General features: G+C 63.0%; 27 protein-coding genes. 19 read left to right on the top strand and 8 right to left on the bottom strand.

Annotated elements, in window-relative coordinates:
- The first annotated feature begins 14 nt into the window (after positions 1-14).
- Positions 15-1,013: an NAD(P)H-dependent glycerol-3-phosphate dehydrogenase gene (locus P3T43_RS27460; RefSeq protein WP_429284152.1), complete on the top strand. Its 999-nt coding sequence runs from the start codon at positions 15-17 to the stop codon at positions 1,011-1,013.
- A 109-nt stretch (positions 1,014-1,122) separates the two neighbouring features.
- Here P3T43_RS27460 and trmL read toward each other — a convergent pair whose 3' ends face one another.
- Both trmL and P3T43_RS27450 read right to left on the bottom strand, forming a co-directional pair.
- Positions 1,123-1,593 carry a tRNA (uridine(34)/cytosine(34)/5-carboxymethylaminomethyluridine(34)-2'-O)-methyltransferase TrmL gene (gene trmL, locus P3T43_RS27455; protein ID WP_429284151.1) on the bottom strand — a complete coding sequence of 157 codons (471 nt, stop codon included), beginning with the start codon at positions 1,591-1,593 and terminating at the stop codon, positions 1,123-1,125.
- 40 nt (positions 1,594-1,633) lie between these two features.
- Positions 1,634-2,416, bottom strand: coding sequence for a double zinc ribbon domain-containing protein (locus P3T43_RS27450; protein WP_429284150.1), 783 nt, complete (start codon positions 2,414-2,416; stop codon positions 1,634-1,636).
- An 84-nt stretch (positions 2,417-2,500) separates the two neighbouring features.
- Here P3T43_RS27450 and P3T43_RS27445 point away from each other — a divergent pair, with 84 nt between their 5' ends.
- The 7 genes from P3T43_RS27445 (at position 2,501) to P3T43_RS27415 (ending at position 8,913) form a co-directional block, all read left to right on the top strand.
- Positions 2,501-3,466 (top strand): methyltransferase domain-containing protein, encoded by a 966-nt coding sequence (locus P3T43_RS27445; protein ID WP_429284149.1) that lies wholly within the window; start codon positions 2,501-2,503, stop codon positions 3,464-3,466.
- A gap of 267 nt (positions 3,467-3,733) precedes the next feature.
- The gene (locus tag P3T43_RS27440; protein ID WP_429284148.1) at positions 3,734-4,207 is read left to right on the top strand and encodes a DUF2244 domain-containing protein; all 474 of its coding nucleotides are present in this window, start codon (positions 3,734-3,736) and stop codon (positions 4,205-4,207) included.
- Between the two features lie 66 nt (positions 4,208-4,273).
- Positions 4,274-5,728, top strand: coding sequence for a cytochrome c oxidase subunit II (coxB, locus tag P3T43_RS27435; RefSeq protein ID WP_429284147.1), 1,455 nt, complete (start codon positions 4,274-4,276; stop codon positions 5,726-5,728).
- Positions 5,729-5,772: 44 nt separating this feature from the next.
- Complete coding sequence (ctaD, locus tag P3T43_RS27430; protein ID WP_429271097.1) at positions 5,773-7,389, top strand: cytochrome c oxidase subunit I; 1,617 nt, start codon at positions 5,773-5,775, stop codon at positions 7,387-7,389.
- Between the two features lie 127 nt (positions 7,390-7,516).
- Entirely contained in the window at positions 7,517-7,651 is a 135-nt protein-coding gene (locus P3T43_RS27425; protein ID WP_429284146.1) for a cytochrome oxidase small assembly protein, read from the top strand.
- A gap of 10 nt (positions 7,652-7,661) precedes the next feature.
- Entirely contained in the window at positions 7,662-7,892 is a 231-nt protein-coding gene (locus P3T43_RS27420; RefSeq protein WP_429284145.1) for a DUF2970 domain-containing protein, read from the top strand.
- Positions 7,893-8,055: 163 nt separating this feature from the next.
- Complete coding sequence (locus P3T43_RS27415; protein WP_429284144.1) at positions 8,056-8,913, top strand: cytochrome c oxidase subunit 3; 858 nt, start codon at positions 8,056-8,058, stop codon at positions 8,911-8,913.
- A gap of 262 nt (positions 8,914-9,175) precedes the next feature.
- Here the strand turns inward: P3T43_RS27415 and P3T43_RS27410 are convergent, their stop codons facing one another.
- Positions 9,176-9,385 carry a twin transmembrane helix small protein gene (locus tag P3T43_RS27410; protein ID WP_429284143.1) on the bottom strand — a complete coding sequence of 70 codons (210 nt, stop codon included), beginning with the start codon at positions 9,383-9,385 and terminating at the stop codon, positions 9,176-9,178.
- Positions 9,386-9,472: 87 nt separating this feature from the next.
- Here P3T43_RS27410 and P3T43_RS27405 point away from each other — a divergent pair, with 87 nt between their 5' ends.
- The 6 genes from P3T43_RS27405 (at position 9,473) to P3T43_RS27380 (ending at position 14,530) form a co-directional block, all read left to right on the top strand.
- A complete protein-coding gene (locus P3T43_RS27405) occupies positions 9,473-10,189 on the top strand; it encodes an SURF1 family protein (protein ID WP_429284142.1) in 717 nt (238 codons plus the stop codon).
- Between the two features lie 19 nt (positions 10,190-10,208).
- Positions 10,209-10,874, top strand: a complete 666-nt coding sequence (locus tag P3T43_RS27400; RefSeq protein WP_429284141.1) for an SCO family protein — start codon at positions 10,209-10,211, stop codon at positions 10,872-10,874.
- Between the two features lie 90 nt (positions 10,875-10,964).
- Positions 10,965-12,074, top strand: a complete 1,110-nt coding sequence (locus tag P3T43_RS27395; RefSeq protein ID WP_429284140.1) for a COX15/CtaA family protein — start codon at positions 10,965-10,967, stop codon at positions 12,072-12,074.
- Between the two features lie 6 nt (positions 12,075-12,080).
- A complete protein-coding gene (cyoE, locus tag P3T43_RS27390; RefSeq protein ID WP_429284139.1) occupies positions 12,081-12,986 on the top strand; it encodes a heme o synthase in 906 nt (301 codons plus the stop codon).
- A gap of 4 nt (positions 12,987-12,990) precedes the next feature.
- Positions 12,991-13,608, top strand: coding sequence for an SCO family protein (locus P3T43_RS27385; protein WP_429284138.1), 618 nt, complete (start codon positions 12,991-12,993; stop codon positions 13,606-13,608).
- 109 nt (positions 13,609-13,717) lie between these two features.
- On the top strand, positions 13,718-14,530 hold the full coding sequence (locus tag P3T43_RS27380; RefSeq protein WP_429284137.1) for a MetQ/NlpA family ABC transporter substrate-binding protein: 813 nt from the start codon (positions 13,718-13,720) through the stop codon (positions 14,528-14,530).
- Positions 14,531-14,555: 25 nt separating this feature from the next.
- Here the strand turns inward: P3T43_RS27380 and P3T43_RS27375 are convergent, their stop codons facing one another.
- Positions 14,556-15,482, bottom strand: coding sequence for a bifunctional helix-turn-helix transcriptional regulator/GNAT family N-acetyltransferase (locus tag P3T43_RS27375; protein ID WP_429284136.1), 927 nt, complete (start codon positions 15,480-15,482; stop codon positions 14,556-14,558).
- 379 nt (positions 15,483-15,861) lie between these two features.
- Between P3T43_RS27375 and P3T43_RS27370 the strand changes: the two genes are divergently transcribed.
- The 5 genes from P3T43_RS27370 (at position 15,862) to nagE (ending at position 23,276) form a co-directional block, all read left to right on the top strand.
- A complete protein-coding gene (locus tag P3T43_RS27370) occupies positions 15,862-16,596 on the top strand; it encodes a GntR family transcriptional regulator (protein WP_429284135.1) in 735 nt (244 codons plus the stop codon).
- Positions 16,597-16,712: 116 nt separating this feature from the next.
- Positions 16,713-17,816 carry an N-acetylglucosamine-6-phosphate deacetylase gene (nagA, locus tag P3T43_RS27365; RefSeq protein ID WP_429284134.1) on the top strand — a complete coding sequence of 368 codons (1,104 nt, stop codon included), beginning with the start codon at positions 16,713-16,715 and terminating at the stop codon, positions 17,814-17,816.
- Complete coding sequence (locus tag P3T43_RS27360; protein ID WP_429284181.1) at positions 17,809-18,816, top strand: SIS domain-containing protein; 1,008 nt, start codon at positions 17,809-17,811, stop codon at positions 18,814-18,816. Before nagA ends, P3T43_RS27360 begins: the two co-directional genes overlap by 8 nt.
- 40 nt (positions 18,817-18,856) lie before the next feature.
- Complete coding sequence (gene ptsP, locus P3T43_RS27355) at positions 18,857-21,412, top strand: phosphoenolpyruvate--protein phosphotransferase (RefSeq protein ID WP_429284133.1); 2,556 nt, start codon at positions 18,857-18,859, stop codon at positions 21,410-21,412.
- 85 nt (positions 21,413-21,497) lie between these two features.
- Entirely contained in the window at positions 21,498-23,276 is a 1,779-nt protein-coding gene (gene nagE / locus P3T43_RS27350; RefSeq protein WP_429284132.1) for an N-acetylglucosamine-specific PTS transporter subunit IIBC, read from the top strand.
- 158 nt (positions 23,277-23,434) lie between these two features.
- On the opposite strand, the gene cydX is transcribed toward nagE, so the two are convergent.
- The 4 genes from cydX to cydP form a co-directional block, all read right to left on the bottom strand.
- Entirely contained in the window at positions 23,435-23,554 is a 120-nt protein-coding gene (cydX, locus tag P3T43_RS27345; RefSeq protein ID WP_429284131.1) for a cytochrome bd-I oxidase subunit CydX, read from the bottom strand.
- A gap of 56 nt (positions 23,555-23,610) precedes the next feature.
- Positions 23,611-24,747, bottom strand: a complete 1,137-nt coding sequence (cydB, locus tag P3T43_RS27340) for a cytochrome d ubiquinol oxidase subunit II (RefSeq protein ID WP_429284130.1) — start codon at positions 24,745-24,747, stop codon at positions 23,611-23,613.
- A gap of 61 nt (positions 24,748-24,808) precedes the next feature.
- On the bottom strand, positions 24,809-26,407 hold the full coding sequence (locus P3T43_RS27335) for a cytochrome ubiquinol oxidase subunit I (RefSeq protein ID WP_429284129.1): 1,599 nt from the start codon (positions 26,405-26,407) through the stop codon (positions 24,809-24,811).
- A complete protein-coding gene (gene cydP, locus P3T43_RS27330; protein WP_429284128.1) occupies positions 26,397-26,657 on the bottom strand; it encodes a cytochrome oxidase putative small subunit CydP in 261 nt (86 codons plus the stop codon). The genes P3T43_RS27335 and cydP overlap by 11 nt, the downstream gene beginning before the upstream one ends.
- Positions 26,658-26,784 lie beyond the last annotated feature (127 nt).

Below are 26,784 nucleotides of genomic sequence, written 5' to 3'. Positions count from 1 at the left end.
GCGCGGTGCCGGGTATGAAAGTCGCCGTTTTCGGCGCTGGTGCATGGGGTACCGCTCTCGCGGGCCATCTGGCTGCGCGGCACGACACGGTGCTGTGGGCGCGCGAGCCGGCGCTGATCGCCGAGCTTGCCGCCGCGCAGGAAAACGCCCGCTATCTGGCGGGCGTTGCTTTACCGGCTGCGCTTCGATATGAAGCGGATCTCGGCGAGGCGCTCAGTCACGGGCAGGCAGACGACGCGCTATGCGTCGTAGCCACGCCGGTGGCGGGCTTGCGCGGGTTGTTTCAGGCCATGCGCGACGCCGGCAAGGTGCCGGCTCATGTGGTCTGGCTTTGCAAGGGCTTCGAGGCGGATACCCAGTTGTTGCCGCACCAGGTGGTCGCGGCGCAACTGGCCGGCCACGCGAGCAATGGCGTGCTGTCGGGCCCCAGTTTTGCACGTGAAGTGGGACAAGGCCTGCCGGTTGCGCTGACGGTCGCCAGCGCCTCGACGGCTTGCCGCGAACGGACCGTGGCGGCGTTTCACCACGGCGCAATGCGGATCTACACGGGCGACGACGTCGTCGGCGTGGAGGTGGGCGGCGCGGTGAAGAACGTGCTGGCCATTGCCACGGGCATCGCCGACGGTCTGGGTCTTGGACTCAATGCACGCGCCGCGCTGATCACGCGTGGCCTCGCCGAAATGTCGCGCCTCGGCGTGACGCTGGGTGGTCGTGCGGAAACGTTTACCGGTCTCACCGGTCTCGGCGATCTGATCCTGACGGCTACCGGCGACCTGTCGCGCAATCGGACGGTAGGTCTACAACTGGCCGCGGGGCGTACGCTGGCCGATATCCTCGGCGGGCTCGGTCATGTGGCCGAAGGTGTGCGCTGCGCCCAGGCGGTGCTGGGCATTGCCCAAGCTCACTCGATCGATATGCCGATTACCGAAGCCGTCTGCGCCGTGCTGTTCGACGGTGTCGCGGCACGCGATGCCGTCAGTGCGCTGTTGCGCCGCGACGCCAAAGCCGAATAAGCACTGCTCAGCGCAAGTGGAAGCGCCTGCCAGGCGCTTCCACTTGCGCTTCCTCGCGCCTCCTCCGGCGCTTCCACTCGTGGCTCCTCTTGCGGTTCTCAAGGCTCCGTCAGGCGCCGCCTTCGAAGCCTGCCTGACGCCACGCTTCGAATACCACCACCGCGACGGTATTCGACAGATTCAGGCTGCGGTTGCCCGGCCGCATCGGCAGGCGCACGCGCTGTTCAGCGGGGAACGGCTGCAGCACCTGATCCGGCAGCCCGCGCGTTTCCGCGCCAAACACGAACCAGTCGCCGGGCAAGAACGCATGCGCATGGAATGCGCCGGAGCCGCGCGTGGTGAACGCGAACATCCGCGCCGGATCGGGCGCCGCCGTGTTCAGGAACGCGGCCCAATCGGCATGCACATGCATCTGGGCGTATTCGTGATAGTCGAGTCCGGCGCGCCGCATTTTCGCGTCGTCGAGTGGGAAGCCGAGCGGCTCGATCAGATGCAGGCTGGCGCCGGTATTCGCGCACAGACGGATGACGTTACCGGTGTTCGGCGGAATTTCGGGTTCGACGAGAACGACGTTAAACATGATGTGAGCCAGTGGAAACCATGATGTGAACCGTTGGAAACTAGTTTTTCGGCGTGCGCAATGCGACGAAGTTGGTCACGCGGCGCGCGCCGGCGGCCTTCAGCACATGCGCGATCGCTTCGAGGGTGGCGCCGGTGGTCATCACATCGTCGACGACACCCACATGCAGGCCGTGCACCGTGTTGTTGACCCGGAACGCCCGTCCGACATTCTGCCGCCGCGCGTCGAGGTCGAGCCGCGACTGCGGCGCGGTTTCGATCACGCGTGCGAGCAGGATGGCGTCGCTGCGCACCTGCAACGCGCGGCCGAGCGGCTTCGCAATCTGCCACGCCTGGTTATAGCCGCGTTCGACGAGACGTCTCGCCGCCAGCGGCACGGGCGCGATCACGTCGGGCCGATGCGAGGCGTCCGGCATATCGTCCGCGAGGCGCGCCAGCCGTTGCGCGAACTCACCGGCCAGCCTGAGCCGGGCGCGAAACTTCAGGCCCACGGCCAGCGTATCGAGCGGCGCACGGTAGTCGGCAAGAGCCAGCGTGGCATCGAACGGCGGCAGCGTGACGACACAATCCGCACAACGATAACCGGCGCTTCTGTGATGGCGCGCATTGGCTAGCGGCACAGCGCAAACCAGGCAACGCAGCCGCGTTTCATTGGCATAAGCCTCGTCACATCCGCGGCAAAGCGTGTTCTGCGACATATTGCCGCACAGCGCGCAGAGGTTCGGCAGAAGTGCCTGAGCGAGGCCTGGCCATGACGAACCGAGCCGGGTTGCAAACTTTGCAAGCCGGCCGCGTGTTGATGAACCGGATGCCGGAAATCGCATCGATGGGCCGCCCGCGAGGGCCTCCTACGCTGAAGGGAGAGGAGCGAGCGAGTATACTTCGAGCTCTTCGTCCGTGTGACTCCCATGCCCCCAACACCCGCAAAATCTAGCCGTCCGGCCTATGATTCCCGGCGCCTTCGACGGATTTTCGACCGTCGTGCCGCGACCTTCGACGACGTCGCATTCCTGCCGCGCGAAATTGCGCAACGCATGCGCGAGCGTCTCGAGTACATCAAGGTCAGCCCGGCCAGCGTGCTCGACGCGGGCTGCGGCGCGGGCGACGACCTGCCCGGCCTGCGCGAGCGGTTTCCCGAGGCACCCGTATTCGGCATGGATCTCTCGCATGCGATGCTCGCCCGCGCGCTGCATCATGACGCGGGCGACACGAGCTGGCGGCGCTTTCTGCCGGCTTCGATCGGCAAGGCGCTGGGCGCGCGTGGCCCGCGCTTCGCACAGGCCGACTTTTCCGCGTTGCCCTTTGCGCCCGCCGCGTTCGAATTCATCTGGTCAAACCTGGCCTTGCACTGGCACTCGCGGCCCGATCTCGTGTTTCCTGAATGGCAACGCGTACTCAAGGTAGGTGGTCTACTGATGTTCAGCACGCTCGGTCCCGATACACTGAAGGAACTGCGCGGTGCGTATGCTGAAGTGGAAGCGGCTCATGGTGTCCCGTCCGCGAAGCATGTGATCGATTTCGTCGACATGCACGACCTGGGCGATATGCTGGTGGAAAGCGGCTTTGAAATCCCGGTGATGGATCAGGAAACGATCACGATCACCTATCAGTCGCCGCGGTCGCTGCTCGCAGATGTTCGCCGCTGGGGCGCTTACCCGTTCCAGCGCGAGGCCGGCGGTAATCCGGCTGCACGGCGTCTGCACAAGGCATTGCTGGGGGCATTGGAAGCCCGCCGTCGCGCTGACGGCACACTTCCCCTGACCTTCGAGGTGATCTACGGACACGCATGGAAAGCGGTGCCCCGCATGACGGCTGAAGGACATGGGATCGTGCGTCTCGAGGACATTGGACGAGGCCCGTCGAAGAATCGCTGAAGCGGTAAAGAGGGCATCTGTTATGTCTGAAATTACGCGGGCAAAAGTGTCTCGCAAGTTGCGTCAAAATGGCGCAGAGGCTTGTCGGGCTTGGCTTTCGGGTCGATGGGGCGTTGCTTGTGGATGCCATGGAACGCGCCTATAATGCGTCAGTTTGTCGCTCGGGGCTCCCATGTCCGCGGCGGCAGGCCCGAAGGGCTGGGCAGCAGGGCAGGGCGGCATGAACTGGCAAGAGGCAAGGTAAGAGGCAACTCGCAGGAGACAGCGATGGCGTCATCTGATCTGCTGGCGGAGTCGGAACCGGTCCTCAAGGACTGGACGATGAAACGCAACTGTTCGGTGTCCCCTAAGCAGTTTGTTTGCTTCTATCTGTCGCTTGCAGTGGTCTCACTGGTTATTGCTTTCATGCTGGATCTGATCGGCGCCTGGCTGGTGCTGCCGTTCACTGGCATCGAGTTGCTGGCAGTCGGTATCGCTTTTGCAATTTACGCGCGTCATGCTGTGGATTACGAACGCATCAGACTGTTTCCGAACCGGCTCGTGATTGAGCGGGTGAGTGCGGAGCAAGTCACGCAGTTCGAATTCAATCCGCGTTGGGTGCGGATCGAGCATGGCGCAACGCCGCGTGACCCTATCAAACTGGTCTCGCGTGGTGAGACGATCATGATCGGGCAACACCTCGCGCAGTATCGGCGCGCGCAATTCGCAGGTGAGTTGCGCATGTGGCTCAGGCGTTGCTAGACGCTTCGAGGCTCGCGCCGTTACGGGGGCGCGCGAGACAGCCTTCCAGCGGGGTCGAGGGTTTGAATGGAAAATTTGGGTAAGGAAGCTATGAAAACAATCAAGCGAGCCCTCATGGGCGGGCTGGCGCTTACCGGACTGCTCTTTGCCGGCGCTGCACTGGCAGTCGGCGACAGTCCGGGCGGCCCCGCCGTCAACGAGATCAACCTCCAGCCGCCTGCAACCGCTATCGCTGAGGAGCTCTATCACCTTCACACCTTCATGTTGATCCTCTGTACGGTGATCTTCGTGGGCGTGTTCGGCGTGATGTTCTATTCGGTCTTTGCCCACCGCAAGTCGAAAGGCTACAAGGCCGCCCATTTCCACGAAAGCACCACCGTCGAAATTATCTGGACGATTGTCCCGTTCATCATCGTCGTGCTGATGGCGCTGCCTGCCACCAGGACGGTCGTGGCGATGAAGGACACCTCGAACGCCGACGTCACCATCAAGGTAACCGGCTACCAGTGGAAGTGGGGCTACGACTACGTGAAGGGTCCGGGCGAAGGCATCAACTTCCTGTCCACCCTCAGCACGCCGCGCGCCGAGACGGACGGCCAGCAGCCCATCACCGATACATATCTGCAGGAAGTCGACAACCCGCTCGTGGTGCCGGTCGACAAGAAGATCCGCATCATCACCACCGCCAACGACGTGGTCCACTCCTGGTACGTGCCGGCCTTCGGCGTGAAGCAGGACGCAATTCCGGGCTTCGTGCGCGACACATGGTTCAAGGCCGACAAGGTCGGCACGTTCCGCGGCTTCTGTACCGAGCTGTGCGGCAAGGAACATGCGTTCATGCCGGTCGTGGTCGAAGTGCTTTCGGCTGACGACTACGCGAAATGGGTCGACGACCAGAAGAAGAAAATGGCCGCCGGTGCTGACGATCCGAACAAGACCTACACCATGGCCGAGTTGATGGAGCGGGGCGGCAAGGTCTACGCATCGAACTGCGCCGTGTGCCACCAGCCGACCGGCAAGGGCGCAGGCGCCTTCCCGGCGCTGGACGGCAGCAAGATCGCCAATGGTCCGATCGCGCAACACGTGAGCATCGTGCTGAAGGGCAAGAACGTGATGCCGTCGTGGGCGCCTACCCTGAACGACGTCGAAATCGCCTCGGTCATTACGTTCGAGCGCAACTCGTGGGGCAACCACACGGGCGACATTCTCCAGCCGAAGCAGGTTGCGGACGCCCGCAACGGCAAGCTGCCGGAAGGCGGCGACCACCTCGCAGCGGGCGCTGCAGCAGGCGCGAGCAGTGCCGCTGCGGCTAGCGGCGCGGACGCCGCGTCCGGCACGGCGCCGGCCTCCGGCGCGTCGGACAGTGCCGCGGCCTCGCAGCCGCAGGCAGCCCTGCCGGCCAATACGCTGAAGACAGCCAGCATTGCCGGAAACTCCATTACTTCGAAGAAACCGCAAACGGTCACCGGCGGTAGCGACGCCAAAGAAGCCCAGCGTGTTCAGATCAGCCCGGCTGCCTGACGTGTTCATGGTCAGTACCGCAGAATTAGCTTTAGGAGATTGTCATGTCTAGCGTTGGACACGATGTAGTTGCGGGCCACGAGCACGTCCATGGCGACCCCCATGCTCATGGGACGCCGCATGGCTGGCGTCGCTGGTTGTACGCCACGAACCACAAGGATATCGGTACGCTGTACCTGATCTTCTCGTTCACCATGTTCCTCTCCGGGGGCGTGATGGCGCTGTTGATCCGTGCCGAACTGTTCGAACCGGGCCTGCAGATCATGCGTCCCGAGTTCTTCAACCAGCTGACCACCATGCATGGACTCATCATGGTGTTCGGTGCGATCATGCCGGCCTTCGTCGGCTTCGCGAACTGGATGGTGCCGCTGCAGATCGGCGCATCGGACATGGCCTTCGCGCGCATGAACAACTTCAGCTTCTGGCTGCTGCCGGTGGCGGCGGTTCTGCTGGTGGGTTCGTTCTTCGCGCCGGGTGGTGCCACGGCTGCCGGCTGGACGCTGTACGCGCCGCTGTCGACGCAGATGGGCCCGGGCATGGACTTCGCAATTTTCGCGGTCCACTTGATGGGTGCCTCGTCGATCATGGGCGGGATCAACATCGTGGTGACGATCCTGAACATGCGCGCGCCAGGCCTCACGCTGATGAAAATGCCGATGTTCGTCTGGACATGGCTCATCACCGCTTACCTGCTGATCGCCGTGATGCCGGTTCTGGCCGGCGCCATCACCATGCTGCTGTTCGACCGCCACTTCGGCACGTCGTTCTTCAACGCAGCAGGCGGCGGCGACCCAGTGATGTACCAGCATATCTTCTGGTTCTTCGGGCACCCCGAGGTGTACATCATGATCTTGCCGGCGTTCGGGATCGTGTCGCAGGTGATCCCGGCCTTCGCCCGCAAGCCGCTGTTCGGCTATAGCTCGATGGTGTACGCCACGTCGTCGATCGCGATCCTGTCGTTCATGGTCTGGGCGCACCACATGTTCGCGACCGGCATGCCGGTGACGGGCCAGCTGTTCTTCATGTACGCCACCATGCTGATCGCCGTGCCGACGGGCGTGAAGGTGTTCAACTGGGTCGCCACGATGTGGCGCGGTTCGCTGACGTTCGAAACCCCCATGCTGTTCGCGGTGGGCTTCCTGTTCGTGTTCACGTTCGGCGGTCTCACGGGCCTGATGCTCGCCATGGCGCCGCTCGACATCCAGTATCACGGGACCTACTTCGTGGTGGCTCACTTCCACTACGTGCTGGTGGCGGGGTCGCTGTTCGGTCTCTTCTCCGGCTGGTACTACTGGTCGCCGAAATGGACCGGCTGGATGTACAACGAGACGCGCGGCAAGATCCACTTCTGGGCCTCGATGATCTTCTTCAACCTCGCCTTCCTGCCGATGCACTTCGTGGGTCTCGCAGGTATGCCGCGTCGTTATGCGGATTACCCGGCGCAGTTCACCGACTGGAACCAGGTCATCACGATTGGCGCATTCGGCTTCGGCCTCGCCCAGGTCTACTTCCTGTTTGCGGTCGCACTGCCGGCATATCGCGGCGGTGGCGAGCTCGAAAAAGCGGGCGACAAGCCGTGGGACGGCGCAACGGGCCTCGAATGGACCGTACCGAGCCCGGCTCCGTTCCACACGTTCGAACATCCGCCGACAGTCGAGTAAGCCAGGTTGTGAGGCGGCATTCCCGGTTCTGGCGCAAGCCGGACCGGGTGCAGCGAAGGCGCAGTGCCGCAGCGTCATAGCGTGGTCCGGCGGCGCCCCTATTGATGAAGTACCGAGAAACTCCAGCATGACCCGGAATCCACTACAAAGACGTACGCCCGAGGAGATCCGCGCGGGCAATCTGCGGCTCGGTCTCGTCATGCTTGCCATTGCCGCCGCGTTTTTCGTGGGTATCTTCGTCAAGCGGAGCTTTTTCTCCTGAAGGCCATCGTATGAGCGACAACAGCGGTAGCGGTGGTGGCCCCAGCCCTGGTGCCCGCAAGGGCGGCTTCGGCAAGTCGATGAAAGCGGTGTTCTGGGCGTTTTTTGGCGTGCGTAAGGGCCGTGATCTGGAGTCGGACGTCTCGCAGCTCAATCCGCTTCATGTGGTGGCGGCGGCGGTGATCGGCGCGGCGATTTTTGCCGCCATTCTGTTGCTCGTCGTGCGCGCGGTGGTGCACTGAGGCACCCGGCTCGACGCGATGAAAGCACGATAAAGGCGGCAGCAACAGGCCAGACGCGGCCTCGACATTAGAGTGAAGCGGTGCGGTATCGACGCATCGCCGATGAGACAGCCGGACCCAACCGGATCAAGCGGAATAACTGGACTGAAGTGGAGAATCAAGAATGAGCGGTCAAAACGAGAGCCCGTACTATTTCGTACCGCATCCGTCGCGGCATCCGATCAGCGCGGCCGTCGGGCTGCTGGTCATGCTGTCATCGCTTGCGGCGTGGATCAATGGCGATAGCTGGGCGCCTATCACGGTATTCGCTGGCTTGCTGTGGCTGCTCTTCACGTTGTGGCACTGGTTCGGCGACGCGATTTCCGAATCCGAAGGCGGCATGTACGGCCAGAACGTCGACAAGTCGTACCGCTGGAGCATGAGCTGGTTCATCTTCTCCGAAGTCATGTTCTTCGGCGCATTTTTCGGCGCGCTGTTCTACGCCCGTCAGATCGCCATGCACGAACTGGGCAGCCTCGACTACAAGCTGATCTGGCCGGATTTCACGGCGGTGTGGCCGAATATCGGCCCGGCAACCCTCGTGTCGCACTTCAAGTCCATGCAACCCTGGCCGGTGCCGACCATCAACACGGCGTTGCTGCTGTCCTCAGGCGCGACGCTGACCGTCGCTCACCATGCGCTGCGTGAGAACCATCGCAACAAGACCATCGCCTGGCTCGCGGCAACCGTGGTGCTGGGCCTATGCTTCCTGTTCCTGCAAGGCTTCGAGTACTACCACGCGTACAACGAACTGAACCTGACGCTGGCTTCGGGCGTGTATGGCTCGACGTTCTTCCTGCTGACGGGCTTCCACGGCTTCCATGTGTTCCTCGGCGGCACGATGCTGACGGTGGTGCTGATACGTGTGATCCGCGGCCACTTCACGGCAGACCACCACTTCGCATTCGAAGGCGCGGCCTGGTACTGGCACTTTGTGGACGTGGTGTGGCTCGGGCTGTACGTCGTCGTGTACTGGCTGTAAGACTTGTCGGACCTGCGTGCGGCCGCTGTTGCCGGCTACGCGTGGGTGTCTGAATTGCCGGATTCGCTGCAGGTAGCGACGCCCGCGAGTAGTATGCAGCCTGACGCAGCGCCGCCCTCGAACCTGTCAGGGCGGCGTTTTGCTTCTGGGGACTGAAGCCGGATACGCGGTCGCATGGCGGCGGTGCTGGCAAATCGGACGCAAGAAACGCTGTCACATGGCGACGCGCGCTGGCCGATCAGACGCCGGGGGCCGTGTCCTGTCAGCGGCCGTAAGGTATGCCGGTGGACTGGATCCAACCCATCCAGTGAGCAAACAGGATGAAGAGGAACAGCGAGATCGACAGGCCCACACGAGTGGCCAGCGACCAGACCATGCGTTTTGTCTTGCCTTTGTCGTGCATCATGAAGTACAGCGCCGAGGCCATACTGGCGATGATCAGGACAAACACGATGGGAACGAGAATGTGCATGGAATCAGCTGAAAGTCAGGCGCGCAAAGGCAAGGTGGTCATTATCGCACCGTGCGTTGCGGCGCGTAGGACGTCGGGGCCGGTACGATGAAGATCCGCTGGTTGCCGGCACTGCTGATCCTGCTCGTCATAGCGGTGACGGTGCGGCTGGGTTTCTGGCAGCGCGATCGCGCGCATCAGAAAGAGGCCCTGCAGGCTCACATCACGCAGTTCGAAAATGCGCGGGCCGAGCCGGTCAGCCGTGCGCCGGTTGCGCTGAAAGAGATCGAGTTTCATCGCGTGCGGGCACGCGGGAGCTTCGTCGCGGATAAGGTCGTCTACCTCGACAATCGCCCGTATAACGACCAGCCGGGATTTTACGTCGTCATGCCGTTTAAACTCGCGGACGGTGGCTATGTGCTGGTCAATCGCGGCTGGTTGCCGCGTAATATCGCCGATCGCACCACCATCGAACCGTACGCCACGCCGTCCGGTGAGATCGAGATCGAAGGCATTGCGCGCGCCGATGCGACCCGCGCGTACGAGTTGGGGCAAGGCGGCTCGGATGCGCACCAGTTGATCCGGCAGAATCTCGACGTGGGCGCATACGCCGCGGAAACTGGATTGCCGCTGCAGCCGTTCGTGATCGAGCAACTGAGCGACGATGGCGACAAGCTCGTGCGCGACTGGCCGGCGCCGATCACCGACGTCGAGCGTAACTACGGCTACATGTTTCAATGGTGGGGCATGGCCGTTGCGGCGCTGGCGTTCGGCCTCTACGCCGCGCGCCGCGCAGCAAAGAAAGAGCACGTGCCCAGCGCTTAAAACTGAAAGAGGTTTAGTAGTGTCGACGCAATCTCCCCGTTCGCCGCAAACCGGCAAGCCTGCTACGCCTGCGGCCAGGTCCGCGCAACCTGGCGCGAAGAAAGGATCATGGAATCGCGGCCGCTGGATGATGCTGCTGATCGCCCTCGTGTGCGCGGCTCCGGTGATCGGCTCGTATTTCACGTACTACGTGATCAAGCCCAACGGCGGCACCACCAGTTATGGCACGCTGGTCGAACCGCAGCGGCCGATTCCCGATGGCCTCGTGGTGACCGGTGAAGACGGCAAACCGCTGCAACTCGCGTCGCTGCGCGGGAAATGGCTGCTGGTGTCCGTCGACAGCAGCGCCTGCGACAAGGCCTGCGTGACCAAGCTGTATTTCATGCGCCAGGTTCGCGCGACGCAAGGGCCCGAGCGCGAGCGGGTGGTCGAGGTCTGGCTACGCACGGATGCGGGCAAGGTGGCCGAGGTGATCGAGAAAGCCTATCCGGACACGCACAAGCTGATCGCCGACCCGGCCGCGCTGTCCGCCTGGCTGCCCGTGGATGCCGGCACGAGCCTCGCCGATCACATCTTCGTGGTCGATCCGAACGGCAATCTGATGATGCGTTTCCCGAAAGATCCGAACCCGAGCAAGATCAAGGGCGACATCACGAAGCTGCTGAAGTGGTCGAGCATTGGTTGATGCGGCGTTTTATCGCAGGGCGAAGAGCACCGCGGATCGGACCGCCTGTAGCACCATGGGCCGCTTTGTTTATCGCGAGAAGGTAGAGAGATGTTCGTATTGCAACTGGGCCTGATCGGCTTGTGCATTGCGTTGTTGCCGCTGTCCTATGTCTGGGTCAAGGCTGACGACGACAAATTCCGCAAGCTGGTCTGGCTCACCACCTTCATGACGCTGGATCTGGTGATGTTCGGTGGCTTCACGCGCCTCACCGACTCCGGTCTCGGCTGCCCGGACTGGCCGGGTTGCTACGGCACGTCCTCGCCGTTCATCGCCCATGCGGCGATTGCCGCCGCCCATCAGGCCATGCCCACCGGACCCGTCAGCATGACGAAAGCGTGGATCGAAATGATCCACCGCTACTTTGCGATGGCAATTGGCGTGCTGATCGTCGCGCAGACGCTGATTGCGTGGGTCGCGCGCGTCAAGCGCCGCCCGTTGCATGTGTCGCCGTGGTGGCCGACGTCGCTCCTGCTGCTGATTCTCGTGCAGGGTGCGTTCGGCGCGTGGACGGTGACGCAGAAACTGCAACCGGTGATCGTCACGACCCACCTGTTGCTGGGCCTGGCGTTGCTGGGCACCCTCGGCTGGCTGGCGGCACGCCAGACGCCGTTGCCTGCCTATGAACCCGAGGCCGCGCAGTGGCGCGCGGCCGCGCTGGCAGGCCTCGCGCTGCTGATTGTGCAGATCGCGCTGGGCGGCTGGGTGAGCACTAACTACGCCGTGCTGGCCTGTACCGACTTTCCGACCTGCAACGGCCAATGGATTCCGCCGATGGACTTCGCCCACGGTTTCCACCTGTGGCGCGCGCTCGGCATGACCGGCGACGGCGAGATGATCACCCAGGATGCGCTGGTGGCGATTCACTGGACCCACCGGACCTTTGCGATCGTGGTGATCGCCTATCTGCTCTGGTTTGCACTGAAAGTACGCCGCTTCGAATCGCTGCGACGGCCCGCCAACGGCCTGCTGCTGGTGGTGCTGATCCAGTTCATCACCGGCCTGTCGAACATCGTCCTGCAATGGCCGTTAGCCATTGCAGTCGCCCATAACGGTGGTGCCGCAATCCTGCTGCTCCTGCTCGTTATGCTAAACTTTCGGATCGCTTATAGCCGTCCCGGCCGCGCTGCGTTGCCTGCGCGCGACGCCGCGCCAGCGTGACCCCACATGGACAGCACAACTCTTTCCCAGACCCCCGGTAGCCGGATCTCCCAATACATCGCGCTGACCAAGCCGCGCGTCACGCAGCTTGCCGTGTTCTGCGCGGTGATCGGTATGTTCCTCTCTACGCCCGGCATGGTGCCGTGGACCGTGCTGATCGGCGGTACGGTCGGCATCTGGCTGCTGGCCGGTGCGGCGTTCGCCATCAACTGCCTCGTCGAACAGAAAATCGACGCGAAGATGCGTCGCACGTCGTGGCGTCCGTCTGCACGCGGCGAGATCACCACGGCGCAAATCCTGCTGTTTTCGGCGGTGCTGGGCGGCCTTGGTATGTGGACGCTCTATACGTTCGCCAATCCGCTGACCATGTGGCTGACTATCGCCACCTTCGTCGGTTATGCGGTCATCTATACGCTGTTGCTCAAACCCGCTACGCCGCAGAACATCGTGATCGGCGGCGCTTCGGGGGCGATGCCGCCGGCGCTGGGTTGGGCCGCGGTCACGGGTCATGTGCCCGGCGACGCGTGGATTCTGGTGCTGATCATCTTCGTGTGGACGCCGCCGCATTTCTGGGCGCTTGCGCTGTATCGCCGCAAGGACTACGAAAACGCCGGTCTGCCGATGCTGCCGAACACCCATGGCGAGCAGTACACACGGCTGCATATTTTCCTGTACTCCGTGATCCTGTTTGCGGTCGCGCTGATGCCCTTCATCTCGGGTATGAGCGGCGTCGTGTATCTGGTGGCGGCGGTGCTGCTCGGCGCCGTATTCCTCGCCTATGCGTGGAAGATCTATCGCGAGTATTCCGATGCGCTCGCGCGTCAGCTGTTCCGTTACTCGATCATCTATCTATCGCTGCTGTTCGCCGCGCTGCTGATCGATCACTATGCACGTGTCCTGATCGGCGCGTAACACCATGCTCACACACCGGCTAGCGCGCCTCACGCGCGCCGCCTTGATGGCCTGCGCACTCGGCGGCGCGGTGTTGGCCTCGGGTTGCGGCAAACCCGCCCCCTCGTTCCAGAACGTCGACATCACCGGCAATACCCAGTTCGGCACGGACTTCTCGCTGCCCGACACCAGCGGCAAGACGCGCACGCTGGCGGACTACAAGGGCAAGGTGGTGGTGCTGTTCTTCGGCTATACGCATTGCCCGGACGTCTGCCCGACGACGATGGCCGAGCTCTCGCAAGCCTTGCAACAACTGGGAACCGCGGACGCGAGCCGCGTCCAGGTCCTGTTCGTCACCGTCGATCCCGAGCGCGACACCGCCGCGTTGATGGCGCAGTACGTGCCGGCCTTCAATCCTTCCTTTGTCGGCTTGCGGCCCGCGGATGAGGCGCAACTCACCAAAGTCACGAAGGACTTCCGCGTCTACTACGCGAAGGTGCCGGGCAAGACGCCCGACAGCTACACGATGGATCACACAGCCGCCAGCTACGTCTTCGATCCGGACGGCAAGTTGCGGCTCTTCGCTCGCGATGGCCAGGGCGCAGCACCTTGGGTGCACGATATCAAGCTGCTGCTCGATTAAGGCTTGAGTGCCATGCGCCTGCCCGGCAGGCGATCCAGTTGGCGGCACGTACCGCGCGTCGCTGGTTTTTTACCCGAATCTGACAACGATCAGAACTCACGAGAACATCATGCAACGCAGAAATCTTCTGAAAGCCCTCTCCGCAGTCGTCGCCACCGCAACCTTCGCGACCAGCTTTGCCGCCCATGCGGATGACAAGGTCATCAAGGTCGGCACCGTCAGCGGTCCCGATGCGCAAGTGTGGGCCGTGGTCCAGAAAGTGGCGCAGCGCGAAGGTCTGAACGTGAAGGTCATCGAGTTCAACGACTACGTGCAGCCGAACGCCGCGCTCGACGCAGGCGATCTGGATGCGAATAGCTTCCAGCATCAGCCCTATCTAGACAGCCAGGTGAAGCAGCGCGGCTACAAGATCGTGAGTGTCGGTCTCACCTATATCTCGCCGCTCGGCGTCTATTCGAAGAAGATCAAGTCGCTGAAGGATCTGCCGCAGGGCGCAAAGGTCGCCGTGCCGAACGATCCGTCCAACGAAAACCGCGCGCTGCTGTTGCTGCAGACGCAAGGTGTGCTCAAGCTGAAGGCCGGTGCCGGCACGAACGGCAACAACGCCACGCCGCTCGACGTCGCCGACAACCCGAAGAAGGTCAAGCTGGTCGAACTGGACGCTGCGCAACTACCGCGCTCGCTATCTGACGTCGATGCCGCGGTGATCAACACCAACTATGCGCTCGCCGGCGGCCTGCAGCCGACCAAAGATGCCATCGCGCTCGAAGACATCCACAGCCCGTACGCCAATCTGATTGCCGTGCGTACGCAGGACAAGGACAAGCCCTGGGTGAAAAAGCTGGTGGCGGCCTATCAGTCGGAAGACGTGCGTCAGTTCATCAAGACCCAGTTCAAGGGTGCCATGGTGCCGTCGTTCTAGGCACCCCGTGACGAGGTGAGCGCGCTTACAGCCCGCGCTCCCAGCGCTCCACCGTCAGCTCTCGGCCGAAGTGCAACTCGGGTGCCGAGCTGACGCAGACAAAACCGGCGCGCTCGCAGAGCCGCCGCGACCCGGCGAGTGCGGTGACGGTCGAGAGTGTGAGCGTCGTATAGCCCACGCGCTTCGCGAAGCGCACGCATTCGTCCATCAGTTGAGTGCCGATGCCGAGCCGGCGCATGTCGGGCTCGATATAAAGCAGTTCAATGCGTGCGATCGTCGCCGACAAAGCCACCACCATCGCCGTGCCGACGATCGAATGATCCTGTTCGGCAATCCAGCAGATCTCGCGCTGCGGGTCGCCATTCAGAGTGAAGTCGGCGACGGTCTTGGCGAGCATTCCTTCGAACGATTGATCCCAGCCGTGTTCATTCGCGAACAGAACGGCTTGCCGGTGTACCAGCCAACCATATTCGCCGCCACGCGGCGGCTGCAACGTGACGATGCCGCGTCGAGGCTGATCGTCCAGCAGCCGCTCCACCACCCTCATGGCACCGATCAACTGCTCCTGAGAATTGGGCGTGAGCCGTTCCAGCACCGCCATCACGACTTCGATTGCCGCAGTGTCGAGCGGTTCGTGGGCGGCATGCCCCTCGTCCGTCAGCGCAATCAGCGACTGACGCGCGTCGCTCTCCGAAGCACGCCGGGTGATCAGCTTGCGGCGCTCGAAGTTCGTCAGCAGACGGCTGAGATAGCCGCTATCGAGCCCCAGGTTGCGCGTCAGTACCGCCGCGGTTTGCGCGCGACCGCGTGCCAGTTCGTGCAGCACACGTACTTCAGTCAGCGAGAACGCGCTCTTTTGCAGACGCTCGTGCAGCGCGCCAATGTGCTTCGTATAGAAGCGGTTGAAATGGCGGACTGCCTCAGCGCGTCGCAGCGCTGCGGAATCGGTCAACGTACGGCCCTCGAAATTTTTATGGGTATTACCTGAACACTATATTGGCTGCCCTCTCGTTTAAAAGCTGCAAAAATTTGCGCAGAATCATGACGCCCACATATTGGTAATACAAAACTACAAGGACGTGGTGGCGGACTCTGTGCGGTAGCGAACCAGTGGTACGCTACCGGGCCATAAATTGGCTTGAATACGGGTAAATACTGATCATGGAATCAGCCCGAATAATCTTCGCAAAATCCGTGAAACTCCTTTTCCAACAGGACTTTGCGGGGAATTCTCCACCCATGAAACAACGTGATTGACTGGTATTATGGTGGTTATATAATGGGCTCTCATTTCGTAGCCCATTGCTGGTTCTTCCGACCCACCTGAGCCCATGGAAACACGCTGGTCCGCATTGATGCCTGACGCTCGCAACGTCACGCCGCTCTACCTGCAGCTCGCGCGCAATCTGGCCACGGCAATCCACTGTGGCGTCTGGTCGGCGGGTGAGGCGCTGCCGTCGGAGCGCACGTTGTCGGATGCGATTGGCGTGTCGCGCATTACCGCGCGCAAGGCCATTGAGTTGCTGGTCGAGCAAGGTCTGATCCGGCGTGCACGAGGGGCGGGCAGCTTCATCACGCCGCGCGTGGAAGATCCGCTGTCGCGGCTGACCGGCTTCACGAAGAAGATGCAGCAGCGCGGTTTTCGGGCGGACTCGGTGTGGCTCGAGCGCGGCATCCGTGCGGCGAATCGCGACGAGCTGGTGCATCTCGGTTTGTCGCCGGGGGCGGCCGTGACGAGTTTGCGGCGCCTGCGGCGCGCAGACGGCATCGTGATGGCGGTGGAACATTCGGCGCTGCCGGCTGCGATCGTGCCTGATCCGCAAGCCATCGGCGTGTCGCTCTATAGCTATCTGGAGCAGCGCGGCATGGCCGTGGTGCGCGCGCTGCAGCACTTTCGGGCCGTCAACGCAACGAGCGAGATCGCCGCGCTGATGGACATCGAACCGCGCTCGGCGCTGCTGGTAATTACGCGTATTGGCTATAGCGCGGACCAGCGCGCGATCGAATTGACGGACACCTACTGCCGGGACGATCACTACGATTTTGTCGCCGAGTTGCGCCAATGACGGCGCGTTAGCGTGACCGTAGCGGCGCAGTCCGGCGCCGCATCGGCGAGACCCTCGCGCAACGCTGAAGAGCGCGAGTTGGCAACGTATCGCACTACGTAATATCAGAGAGACTCATGCTGACCGGAAACATACTCACCACCGATGGGTGGATTTACGGCACGCTCGAATACGAAAACGGCCGCATCACGGCGCTGACGGGCGAGCGGGTCGACCCGTCGACGAACGACGCGCCCTACATCCTGCCGGGCTTCATCGATCTGCACGTGCACGGCGGCGGCGGTTCCGATGTCATGGAAGCAGGCAACGCGATCGAAACGATCACGCGCACCCACGCCCGCTTCGGCACCACGAGTTTGCTCGCCACCACCATGACGGCACCGCGCGATGAGTTGATGAACGTCGTCGCGAATCTTGGTAACGTCGCCCGGTTGCGCACGCCGGGTGGCTCGCGCGTGCTGGGGGTTCATCTCGAAGGCCCGTATATCAATCCTGGCAAGCTCGGCGCGCAGCCCGACGCCGCGGTGTCTGCGGTGCTGGACGAAGTCCTGAAATATCTGTCGATCGCGCCGATCCGCGTGGTCACGATCGCGCCGGAAATCTCCGGGCACATGGAGATCATTTCCGAAATCGCCGCGCGCGGTGTGCGCGTGCAACTGGGCCATTCGCTCGGCACCTACGACGACGCGGTCGCGGCGCTCAAGCACGGCGCGTGCGGTTTCACGCATCTGTTCAACGCGATGTCGCCGCTGCATCACCGCAATCCGGGCATGGTCGGCGCAGCGCTCGCGCACGCCGAATTCGCGGAGATCATCCCCGATCTGCTGCACGTTCATCCGGGTGCGATTCGCGCCGCGATGCGGGCGATTCCGCGCGTCTACGTGGTGACCGACAGCACTTCCGCCACCGGCATGCCGGACGGCGAATACCGTCTCGGCAGCCAGCATGTCACGAAGTGTCTGGGCGGCGTGCGGCTTGCCGACGGCACGCTCGCGGGCAGCACCCTGACGATGGATCAGGCGCTGCGCAATCTGGTATCGATCGGTCTGCCTATGGCCGATGTTTCAAATCGTCTGTCGCGCTACGCCGCCGACTATCTCGGCATCGAGGACCGCGGCCGCATCGCGCGCGGTGCGTGGGCCGACCTCGTCGTGTTCGATCGCGAACTGGCGCTGACTGCGACTTACGTCGAAGGAGAATCAATTGTCGAATATGCTTAACGAAGCGCTGGCGTCCGCAGAAGTGGTCGCCGCGCAGCTTGCCGATACTTCACGCGTCGAGGCGCTCGCGCAGAAGCTCGCCGAACAGCCGCGTCATGTCGCGCTCACGGTGGCGCGCGGCAGTTCGGATCACGCAGCCAGTTATTTCGCCAGCCTGACCATGAGCCGCATCGGCGTTCCGGTCGCTTCATTGCCGATGTCCGTCGCGACGCTGCAGCAAGCGCCGCTGCACGTGCGCGATCAGCTCGCGCTGGCGTTTTCGCAGTCCGGCAAGAGCCCGGATCTGGTCGGGACGATGGCCGCGCTGCGCGAGGCCGGCGCGCTGACCGTGGCGGCCGTGAACGCGCCGCAATCGCCGCTCGCCGACGCCTGCGAATGGCATCTGCCGCTCGTCGCGGGTCCCGAACTGAGCGTCGCGGCCACCAAGAGCTATATCGCGATGCTGTCGATTGCCGCGCAACTGGTGGCGCACTGGCAGCGTGATACCGCGTTGCTCGCGGCGCTCCATGACCTGCCCGACGCCTTGCGGCGCGCTGGCCAGCTGGACTGGAGCCAGGCGGTCGAACAATTGCGCGGCGTCGAACGCATGATCGTGATTGGCCGCGGTCTTGGGCTCGCGATCGCACAGGAAGCGGCGCTCAAGCTCAAGGAAACCTCCGGCATTCAGGCCGAAGCGTTTTCAAGCGCGGAAGTGCGTCACGGTCCGATGGAACTGATCGATCAGGATTACCCGCTGCTCGTGTTCGCCCCGCGTGGCCCCGAGCAGGCCGGTCTGATCCAGCTTGCCCGCGACATGCAGGCACGCGGCGCGCGCGTGCTGCTCGCCGCGCCGGCCGATGTGCCGGAAGCCACCTTGCCGCTCGTCACGACGGCTCATGCGGCGCTCGACCCGATCGCCGCGATTCTTTCCTTTTATGTGATGGCTGCCGGCCTCGCTGCCGCACGCGGACGCAATCCCGATGCGCCGCGCCATCTGAATAAAGTCACCGAAACTCACTGATCGAGAAAGTCAGATGCGACGTGTCGAGGAGTCCCGCTTGATGAGCCCTTCCCAAGGCCATATTGTTTTGCTCGCGCCCATGACCGGCCCGGTCGTACCGCTCGCGAACGTGCCCGACCCTGTGTTTTCGGGCGGCATGTTCGGTGACGGGATTGGCGTGGATCCGCTGGAAGGCAAACTCGTCGCGCCGTGCGACGGGGTGGTCACGCATCTGGCGCGGACCGGCCACGCGTTGACGCTCGCGACAGCCGAAGGTGCGGAAATCCTGTTGCACATCGGCATCGACACGGTCGAACTGAACGGCCGCGGCTTTGCACCGATGATCGCGCAGGGTGCTCATGTGCGTACCGGCGATCTGCTGATCGAATTCGATCAGGATCTGGTTGCGTGCAATGCGCCGAGCCTGGTGTCGGTGATTGCGATTGCGAATTCGGATGCGTTCGAGATCGTCGAGCGCGCTGAAGGCGGCATGCTGAAGGCCGGCGCAACATCGTTGCTGGTGCTGCGTCCGCGTGCTGGCGCGGCGGCGGAAGCGTCGCGCCAGGCCACCCACGTCACGGAAGAAGCGCGTCAGACGGTGACGCTGGCGCATGCAGGCGGTTTGCATGCGCGACCTGCGGCACGCGCGCGCGAAGCGGCACGCGGTCTGGATGCACGGGTGGAAGTGCGTTACGAAGGCCGCAAGGCGCCGATCGAAAGTATCGTAGGCCTGCTGAGTCTTGGCGCGGGCGAAGGCGCGACGATCGAAATTCTCGGCGTCGGTCCGCAGGCGACGGCCGCGGTCGAAGCGGTTGCGCATGAACTGCTTCGCGAAGCGCATGGCGAAGCCGAAGAAAAACCGGCCCGGCAGATTTCGCCGGCGCCGCAACTGGCACAAACCGGCGGCGCGCCGCTGGCGCCGAACACGCTGGCGGGCGTCTGCGCGGCGCCGGGCGTCGCGGTCGGCAAGCTGGTGCGCTGGGACGATGCGGATCTCGATCCGCCCGAGACGGCGAGCGGTACGTCGGCGGCCGAAAGCCGTCTGCTCGACAAGGCACTCGCCACGGTCGACGCGGAACTGAACACCACCGTGCGTGACGCGTCGCAACGTGGCGCGCATGGCGAAGCGGGGATTTTCGCAGTGCACCGCGTCCTGCTCGAAGATCCGACGCTGCTCGACGCGGCACGCGATCAGATCAGCCTCGGAAAGAGCGCGGGTTTTGCATGGCGTCAGTCGATTCGCGCACAGATCGCCGTCCTGACCCAGGTCGACGACGCGCTGCTCGCCGAACGCGCCGCGGATCTGCGCGACCTGGAAAAGCGCGTGCTGCGCGCGCTCGGCTATTCGAACCACGCGGCCCGTGCGCTGCCGGACGAAGCGGTGCTGGTCGCCGAAGAGTTCACGCCTTCCGATCTGTCGTCGCTCGACCGCGCCCGTGTCACGGCGCTCGTGATGGCGCGCGGCGGCGCGACCTCGCACGCTGCGATCCTTGCGCGGCAGAGCGGTATTCCGGCGCTGGTGGCGGTCGGCGACGCGCTGCTGGCGATTACCGAAGGTACTGAAGTCGTGGTCGATGCGAGCGCCGGGCGGATCGAATATGCCCCGACTGCGCTCGACGTGGAGCGCGCGCGCCGCGAACGTTCCCGGCTTGCCGGTGTGCGTGAAGCGAACCGCCGCACGTCGCAACAGGCTGCTGCCACGGCTGATGGCCGGGCGATCGAAGTGGCGGCGAATATCGCCACCCTGGACGACGCGAAAACGGCAGTCGAGAACGGCGCCGATGCGATTGGCCTGCTGCGCACCGAACTGCTGTTCATCCACCGTGCCGCAGCCCCGACCACTGACGAACATCGCGAAAGCTATCAGTCGATCGTCGATGCGCTCGCTGGCCGTACCGCGATCATCCGCACGCTGGATGTCGGCGCGGACAAGGAAGTCGACTATCTGACGCTGCCGCCCGAGCCGAATCCCGCGCTCGGCCTGCGCGGCATCCGTCTGGCGCAGGTGCGCCCGGACCTGCTCGACGACCAGTTGCGCGGCCTGCTGGCCGTGCAACCGCTCGGCGCCGTGCGCATCCTGCTGCCGATGGTGACCGACGCCGGCGAACTGATCCGCTTGCGCAAGCGCATCGACGAATTCGCCCGCGAAATGGGCCGCACGGATCCGATCGAAGTCGGCGTGATGATCGAAGTGCCGTCGGCGGCGTTGCTGGCCGATCAACTGTCGCAACACGCGGATTTTCTCTCGATCGGCACCAACGATCTGACGCAATACACGCTCGCCATGGACCGCTGTCAGGCCGACCTCGCCGCGCAATCCGACGGGCTGCATCCGGCGGTGCTGCGTCTGATCTCGGCAACCGTGCAGGGCGCGAACAAGCATGGCAAATGGGTGGGCGTGTGCGGCGCACTGGCGGGCGATCCGCTGGCCGTGCCGCTGCTCGTCGGCCTCGGCGTGAGCGAGCTTTCGGTGGATCCGGTATCGGTGCCGGGCATCAAGGCGCGCGTGCGCAACCTCAATTATCAGCTGTGCCAGCAACGCGCCCAGGATGTTCTGGCGCTCGAATCGGCGCAGGCGGTAAGAGCAGTGAGCCGCGAAACCTGGCCGCTGGACTGAACCCCACACAGTCCACGGCGGAATTTCGCACAGTAACCACACGTAAAGCAACGACTCAACAAGAGACAAAGGAGTGGAGGTATCAATGGATGGAAATCCGTTTCTGAAGGTGCAACGCCTCGGCCGCGCGCTGATGCTGCCGATTGCCGTGCTACCGGTCGCAGGTTTGCTGCTGCGCCTCGGCCAGCCCGATGTGTTCAACATCAAGATGATCGCCGACGCTGGCGGCGCGATTTTCGACAACCTGCCGCTGCTGTTCGCCATCGGTATTGCGGTCGGCTTCGCGAAGGACAATAACGGCGTAGCGGCGCTGGCGGGCGCGATCGGTTATCTGGTCGAAATCGCCGTGATGAAAGACATCAACGACAAGCTCAACATGGGCGTGTTGTCGGGGATCGTGGCAGGTATCGTGGCCGGGATGCTGTACAACAAGTACAAGGACATCAAGCTGCCCGAGTACCTCGCATTCTTCGGAGGGAAACGCTTCGTGCCGATTGTCACGGGGGTGACCTGTCTGGTGATCGGCATCGTGCTGGGTTACGTGTGGGCGCCGGTGCAGTCGGCGATCGACATGGCCGGCCACTGGCTGACCACCGCCGGCGCGATCGGCGCATTCGTGTTCGGTGTGCTGAACCGCCTGCTGCTGGTGACGGGTCTGCATCACATCCTGAACTCGCTGACGTGGTTCGTGTTCGGCAGCTTCACGCCGCCGGGCGGCGGTGCTGCGGTAACGGGCGACCTGCACCGCTTTTTCGCGGGCGACCCGACGGCCGGAACCTTCATGACGGGCTTCTTCCCGGTCATGATGTTCGGTCTGCCGGCTGCCTGTCTTGCGATGTTCCATGAAGCACCGAAGGAACGCCGCGCGATGGTCGGCGGCCTGCTGTTCTCGATGGCACTCACTTCGTTCCTGACGGGCGTGACCGAGCCGATCGAATTCAGCTTCATGTTCCTCGCACCGGTGCTGTATGCGATCCACGCGGTGTTGACCGGGATCTCTCTCGCCGTCTGCTCGGCGCTCGGGATTCACCTCGGCTTCACCTTCTCGGCTGGCGCAATCGACTACGTGCTGAACTACGGCCTGTCGACCAAGGGCTGGCTGGCGCTGGTGATCGGTGTCATTTACGCGGTCGTGTACTACGGTCTGTTCCGTTTCTTCATCCGCAAGTTCAACATGGCAACGCCGGGCCGTGAACCGGCCACCACGGACGAGCAGGGTGAGTCGTCCGACAAGCGCAGCTTCGTTGCACCGGCAGCGGCTGCGACTGCGCCGCGCGCACAGCGCTATATCGCGGCACTCGGTGGCGCGGCGAACCTGTCGATCGTCGATGCCTGCACGACGCGTCTGCGTCTGTCGGTAGTGGATCCGTCCAAGGTTTCGGAAACGGAACTCAAGACCATCGGTGCGCGTGGCGTGCTCAAGCGTGGTGCTACGAGCGTGCAGGTGATCATCGGACCGGAAGCGGACATCATCGCCGATGAAATCCGTACGGTGATCGCACAAGGCGGTGGCGTCGAGGCGAAGCCGACGGTTGCAACTGCAGCGCCTGCCGCGGCGACGGTACCGGTCGGTGCGGCGCAAAGCGGCCCGCTCGATCCTGATCCGACGCGCTGGCTCGCTGTGTTCGGTGGCGCGACCAACGTCGTTTCGCTGGATGCCGTGGCGTCGACCCGTCTGCGTATCGTCGTGGCGGATCCGACCGCGGTGGATCGTCAGCGTCTCTCCACGCTCGACGTAGCGTGGGTCTCGCCGGAGACGTTCCACATTGTCGTCGGCGAAGCTGCCCAGCGTTATGCACAACAGCTGGCAGCGCGTCTGCCGGCTGCGGGTGCGACGGGTGCCACTGCGCCTCAAACGGCGTGATACCGGTGAAGCGGGAACGGCATTGAGCGTTTCCGCGTAGTGATAGAGCATTAAAAGGAGCGGCGCCTTTGTTTCGGGCGCCGCTTTTTCGTTTACTACTGCTCGCTGTAGCCTCTATGTGTGCCATTCGGACGTGGACAATCTGACTACAGGCTTCGTCAGTCTGTCTTGCGCTTCGCCACTGTCTGCGCAGGACGATGCGATTCAAGCCACATCACATTGATGATGCCAAACGAGAGTGCCAGGCCAATACCGAGAATCCAGCTGAAATACCACATGATGTGCTCCTGTGAGACCGCTTTGAATTAGTGCACGGCGCGATGTTCGGGATGCCTTAATACATCGAATGCCGGTTCTCTTCGAGCGCGGCCGCGGTGACCTTGCCGCGCATCACGCGATACACCCAGCTCGTGTAGATCAGGATGATCGGCAGGAAGATGATGACGGCGATGAGCATGATCTGCAGCGTCATCTGGCTCGAGGTCGAATCCCATACCGTCAAACTGCTGCGGCCGTCGAGCGAGGACGGCATGATGAACGGGAACATCGAGAAGCCCGCCGTCAGGATCACGCCGACGACCATCAGGCCGGTCGTCACGAACGCGATCTTTTCAAAGCGCGAACTGGCGAGCACTAATGCCAGCACGCCACCCACCACGCCGACCAGCGGCGCCGCGATCATCCACGGGTAAGTGGAGTAGTTGGTGAGCCACAAGCCCGGTGCGCCTATGACACTCTTCAGCAACGGATTGGCGACCGTGTCGAACGGCGCTGCATCGACGATCTGATAGCCGCCGATCACGGTTGCAACCAGCGCTCCCGCGATCAGAAACAACACCACCGCAGCGAGCGATGCAATGCGCAGCGCAATCGAAGCACGCCGCGCAATCACGTCATCGGACTTCATCTTCACGAAGGCGGCGCCGTGCGCGGCTAGCATCGAGACGCTGACCAGACCGCACAGCACCGCGAACGGATTGAGTAGTGCGAAGAAACTACCGTGGTAGGTCACACGCAGGTCAGTGTCGAACGAGAACGGCACGCCTTGCAGCAGGTTGCCGAACGCAACGCCGATCACCAGCGCCGGCACGAAGCCGCCGATGAACAGCGCCCAGTCCCACGCCGTGCGCCAGCGCGGATCGTCGCGCTTGCTGCGGTAATCGAAACCCACCGGCCTGAAGAACAGTGAGAACAGCACCAGCAGCATCGCGAAGTAAAAGCCCGAGAACGACGCCGCGTAGACCAGTGGCCACGCGGCGAACATCGCCCCCCCTGCGGTGATGAACCAGACCTGGTTGCCTTCCCATGTCGCGCCGACCGTATTCACGACGATGCGCCGTTCCGAATCGGTCTTCGCGATGAACGGCAGCAGGATGGCCGTGCCCATGTCGAAACCGTCGGTGAGGGCGAAGCCGATCAGCAGCACGCCGATCAGGACCCACCAGATCACTTTCAGGGTTGCGTAATCCATGATGATGTTTCCCCTTATGTAGCTGGGCCAGTTTGACCCGCCTGTGCAGGCTGATGGCAGATCATGCGGGCGTCGTGCTGAGCGGCTTGGACGGCTGACCCGTGGGCGGCAATTCGTGGTGATAGCGTCCCGTATGCAGCGACGACGGACCGAGGCGGGCGTACTTGAACATCAGCGTGATCTCGATGATGAAGAGGGCCGTGTAGAACACCACGAAGCCGCCGATACTCAGGTACAGGTCGGTAGCCGTCAGGCTCGATGCAGACAACGCGGTGGGCAGGATGCCGGCAATCGTCCACGGCTGGCGTCCCACTTCAGCCACCACCCAGCCGAATTCCGCCGCCAGCCACGGCAACGGAATCGCCCACACCGCCCAGCGCAGGAACCAGCGGCGCTTGTCGAGCAGCAGCGAGCGTTGCGCGCAGAACCAGAACGCGGTCACGAAGGTCGCAAGGAACAGGATGCCAAGTCCCACCATGATCCGGAACGAGAAGAACACCGGCAACACGGGCGGGATGGTCTTTTTCGCTGCCTGAGCGATCTGGTCCGGCGTCGCGTCGGTGACGTTGGCTGTGAACTGCTTGAGCATCAGGGCATAGCCGAGATTGTCGCGGTGTAGCGCAAAGGTCGTTCTGGCTTCGTCGGTGGCATTGCCCTGCTTGAGTTCCTGCAGCGCGCTGTACGCGATCATGCCGTCCTTGATACGGATTTCGTTTTGCGCGATCAGGTCTTTCAGGCCCAGCACCGGTTCATCCAACGAACGCGTGGCGATAATGCCGAGCGCATAGGGAATCCGGATGGCATAGTCGGTCCGTTGTTCCTGCTGGTTCGGAATCCCGAAGATCGTAAACGGTGCGGGCGCGGGGGCGGTCTCCCATTCCGATTCGATGGCGGCGAGTTTGACCTGCTGGACCTCACCGGTGCGATAGCCGGATTCGTCGCCGAGCACGATCACGCAGACCGTCGACGCCAGCCCGAAACCTGCTGCGATCGCAAACGAGCGCAGCGCGAATTCAGTGTCGCGGCGCTTGAGCAGATACCACGACGAGATGCCGAGCACGAACATCGACGCCGTGACGTAGCCAGCGGACACCGTATGCACGAACTTCACCTGCGCGACCGGATTGAACAGCACGGCGAAAATGCTCGACAGTTCCATGCGCATGGTTTCGTAGTTGAACTCGGCGCCCACCGGATTGTTCATCCAGCCATTGGCAACCAGAATCCACAACGCCGACAGGTTGGAGCCGAGTGCAACGAGGAAGGTGACGAGCAGATGCTGCACTCGCGACAAACGCTTCCACGCGAAGAAAAACAGACCGACGAAAGTCGATTCGAGGAAGAACGCCATCAGACCTTCGACGGCGAGCGGTACGCCGAAGATATCGCCGACGTAATGTGAGTAATACGACCAGTTGGTGCCGAACTGGAACTCGAGTGTCAGGCCGGTTGTGACGCCCATGGCGAAGTTGATGCCGAACAGCTTGCCCCAGAACTGCGTCATGTCCTTGTAGATCTGCTTGCCGGTCATCACGTAGACGGATTCCATGATGACGAGCAGCCACGACAGTCCAAGCGTAAGGGGTACGAAGAGAAAGTGATACAGCGCCGTCACGGCAAACTGGAGGCGCGAAAGATCGACGACATCGCTAACGGGCATGTTGATCACCTTGAGACGGATGCGAGGCAGGCACCGAAAGCAGTGCCTGCGCGACAAGTGTAGGCGGCATGGACATGTTTTCCGCCAAAGGATGGTTGAAGAAGGCGTACTTGAGCATCATCAGTAGTACGAATTTGACGAGGAGTACGACGATGATGTCTCGCGCGAAGGTCGGGCCGCGCACCCAGCCGGCGAGCCGCGCACGCAGGGTCGGACGAGGTCGACTCCTGTCATTCAGCGTTATGGTCATGATCGGTCGATGGACGACTTCACACCGGTTGACCCGGTCGGATTCAAGCCGCGCAGTCAGCCTGGGCGGCCTGGCGAGTACATAACGATATTAAGATAGGGGCTGGCAGCGGGGAAGTTCGCGACTG

The sequence above is a fragment of the Paraburkholderia sp. GAS41 genome, assembly GCF_050436545.1.
GTDB lineage: Bacteria > Pseudomonadota > Gammaproteobacteria > Burkholderiales > Burkholderiaceae > Paraburkholderia.
This window is presented reverse-complemented; position numbering and strand designations above follow the sequence as displayed.

Bases quoted from the DNA above. Each gene is read 5' to 3' on its own strand.
- P3T43_RS27460 (WP_429284152.1), top strand. From the start codon at position 15: ATGAAAGTCGCCGTTTTCGGCGCTGGTGCATGGGGTACCGCTCTCGCG.
- trmL (WP_429284151.1), bottom strand. From the start codon at position 1,593: ATGTTTAACGTCGTTCTCGTCGAACCCGAAATTCCGCCGAACACCGGT.
- P3T43_RS27450 (WP_429284150.1), bottom strand. From the start codon at position 2,416: ATGCGATTTCCGGCATCCGGTTCATCAACACGCGGCCGGCTTGCAAAG.
- P3T43_RS27445 (WP_429284149.1), top strand. From the start codon at position 2,501: ATGCCCCCAACACCCGCAAAATCTAGCCGTCCGGCCTATGATTCCCGG.
- P3T43_RS27440 (WP_429284148.1), top strand. From the start codon at position 3,734: ATGGCGTCATCTGATCTGCTGGCGGAGTCGGAACCGGTCCTCAAGGAC.
- coxB (WP_429284147.1), top strand. From the start codon at position 4,274: ATGGAAAATTTGGGTAAGGAAGCTATGAAAACAATCAAGCGAGCCCTC.
- ctaD (WP_429271097.1), top strand. From the start codon at position 5,773: ATGTCTAGCGTTGGACACGATGTAGTTGCGGGCCACGAGCACGTCCAT.
- P3T43_RS27425 (WP_429284146.1), top strand. From the start codon at position 7,517: ATGACCCGGAATCCACTACAAAGACGTACGCCCGAGGAGATCCGCGCG.
- P3T43_RS27420 (WP_429284145.1), top strand. From the start codon at position 7,662: ATGAGCGACAACAGCGGTAGCGGTGGTGGCCCCAGCCCTGGTGCCCGC.
- P3T43_RS27415 (WP_429284144.1), top strand. From the start codon at position 8,056: ATGAGCGGTCAAAACGAGAGCCCGTACTATTTCGTACCGCATCCGTCG.
- P3T43_RS27410 (WP_429284143.1), bottom strand. From the start codon at position 9,385: ATGCACATTCTCGTTCCCATCGTGTTTGTCCTGATCATCGCCAGTATG.
- P3T43_RS27405 (WP_429284142.1), top strand. From the start codon at position 9,473: ATGAAGATCCGCTGGTTGCCGGCACTGCTGATCCTGCTCGTCATAGCG.
- P3T43_RS27395 (WP_429284140.1), top strand. From the start codon at position 10,965: ATGTTCGTATTGCAACTGGGCCTGATCGGCTTGTGCATTGCGTTGTTG.
- cyoE (WP_429284139.1), top strand. From the start codon at position 12,081: ATGGACAGCACAACTCTTTCCCAGACCCCCGGTAGCCGGATCTCCCAA.
- P3T43_RS27385 (WP_429284138.1), top strand. From the start codon at position 12,991: ATGCTCACACACCGGCTAGCGCGCCTCACGCGCGCCGCCTTGATGGCC.
- P3T43_RS27380 (WP_429284137.1), top strand. From the start codon at position 13,718: ATGCAACGCAGAAATCTTCTGAAAGCCCTCTCCGCAGTCGTCGCCACC.
- P3T43_RS27370 (WP_429284135.1), top strand. From the start codon at position 15,862: ATGGAAACACGCTGGTCCGCATTGATGCCTGACGCTCGCAACGTCACG.
- nagA (WP_429284134.1), top strand. From the start codon at position 16,713: ATGCTGACCGGAAACATACTCACCACCGATGGGTGGATTTACGGCACG.
- P3T43_RS27360 (WP_429284181.1), top strand. From the start codon at position 17,809: ATGCTTAACGAAGCGCTGGCGTCCGCAGAAGTGGTCGCCGCGCAGCTT.
- ptsP (WP_429284133.1), top strand. From the start codon at position 18,857: ATGAGCCCTTCCCAAGGCCATATTGTTTTGCTCGCGCCCATGACCGGC.
- nagE (WP_429284132.1), top strand. From the start codon at position 21,498: ATGGATGGAAATCCGTTTCTGAAGGTGCAACGCCTCGGCCGCGCGCTG.
- cydX (WP_429284131.1), bottom strand. From the start codon at position 23,554: ATGTGGTATTTCAGCTGGATTCTCGGTATTGGCCTGGCACTCTCGTTT.
- cydB (WP_429284130.1), bottom strand. From the start codon at position 24,747: ATGGATTACGCAACCCTGAAAGTGATCTGGTGGGTCCTGATCGGCGTG.
- P3T43_RS27335 (WP_429284129.1), bottom strand. From the start codon at position 26,407: ATGCCCGTTAGCGATGTCGTCGATCTTTCGCGCCTCCAGTTTGCCGTG.
- cydP (WP_429284128.1), bottom strand. From the start codon at position 26,657: ATGACCATAACGCTGAATGACAGGAGTCGACCTCGTCCGACCCTGCGT.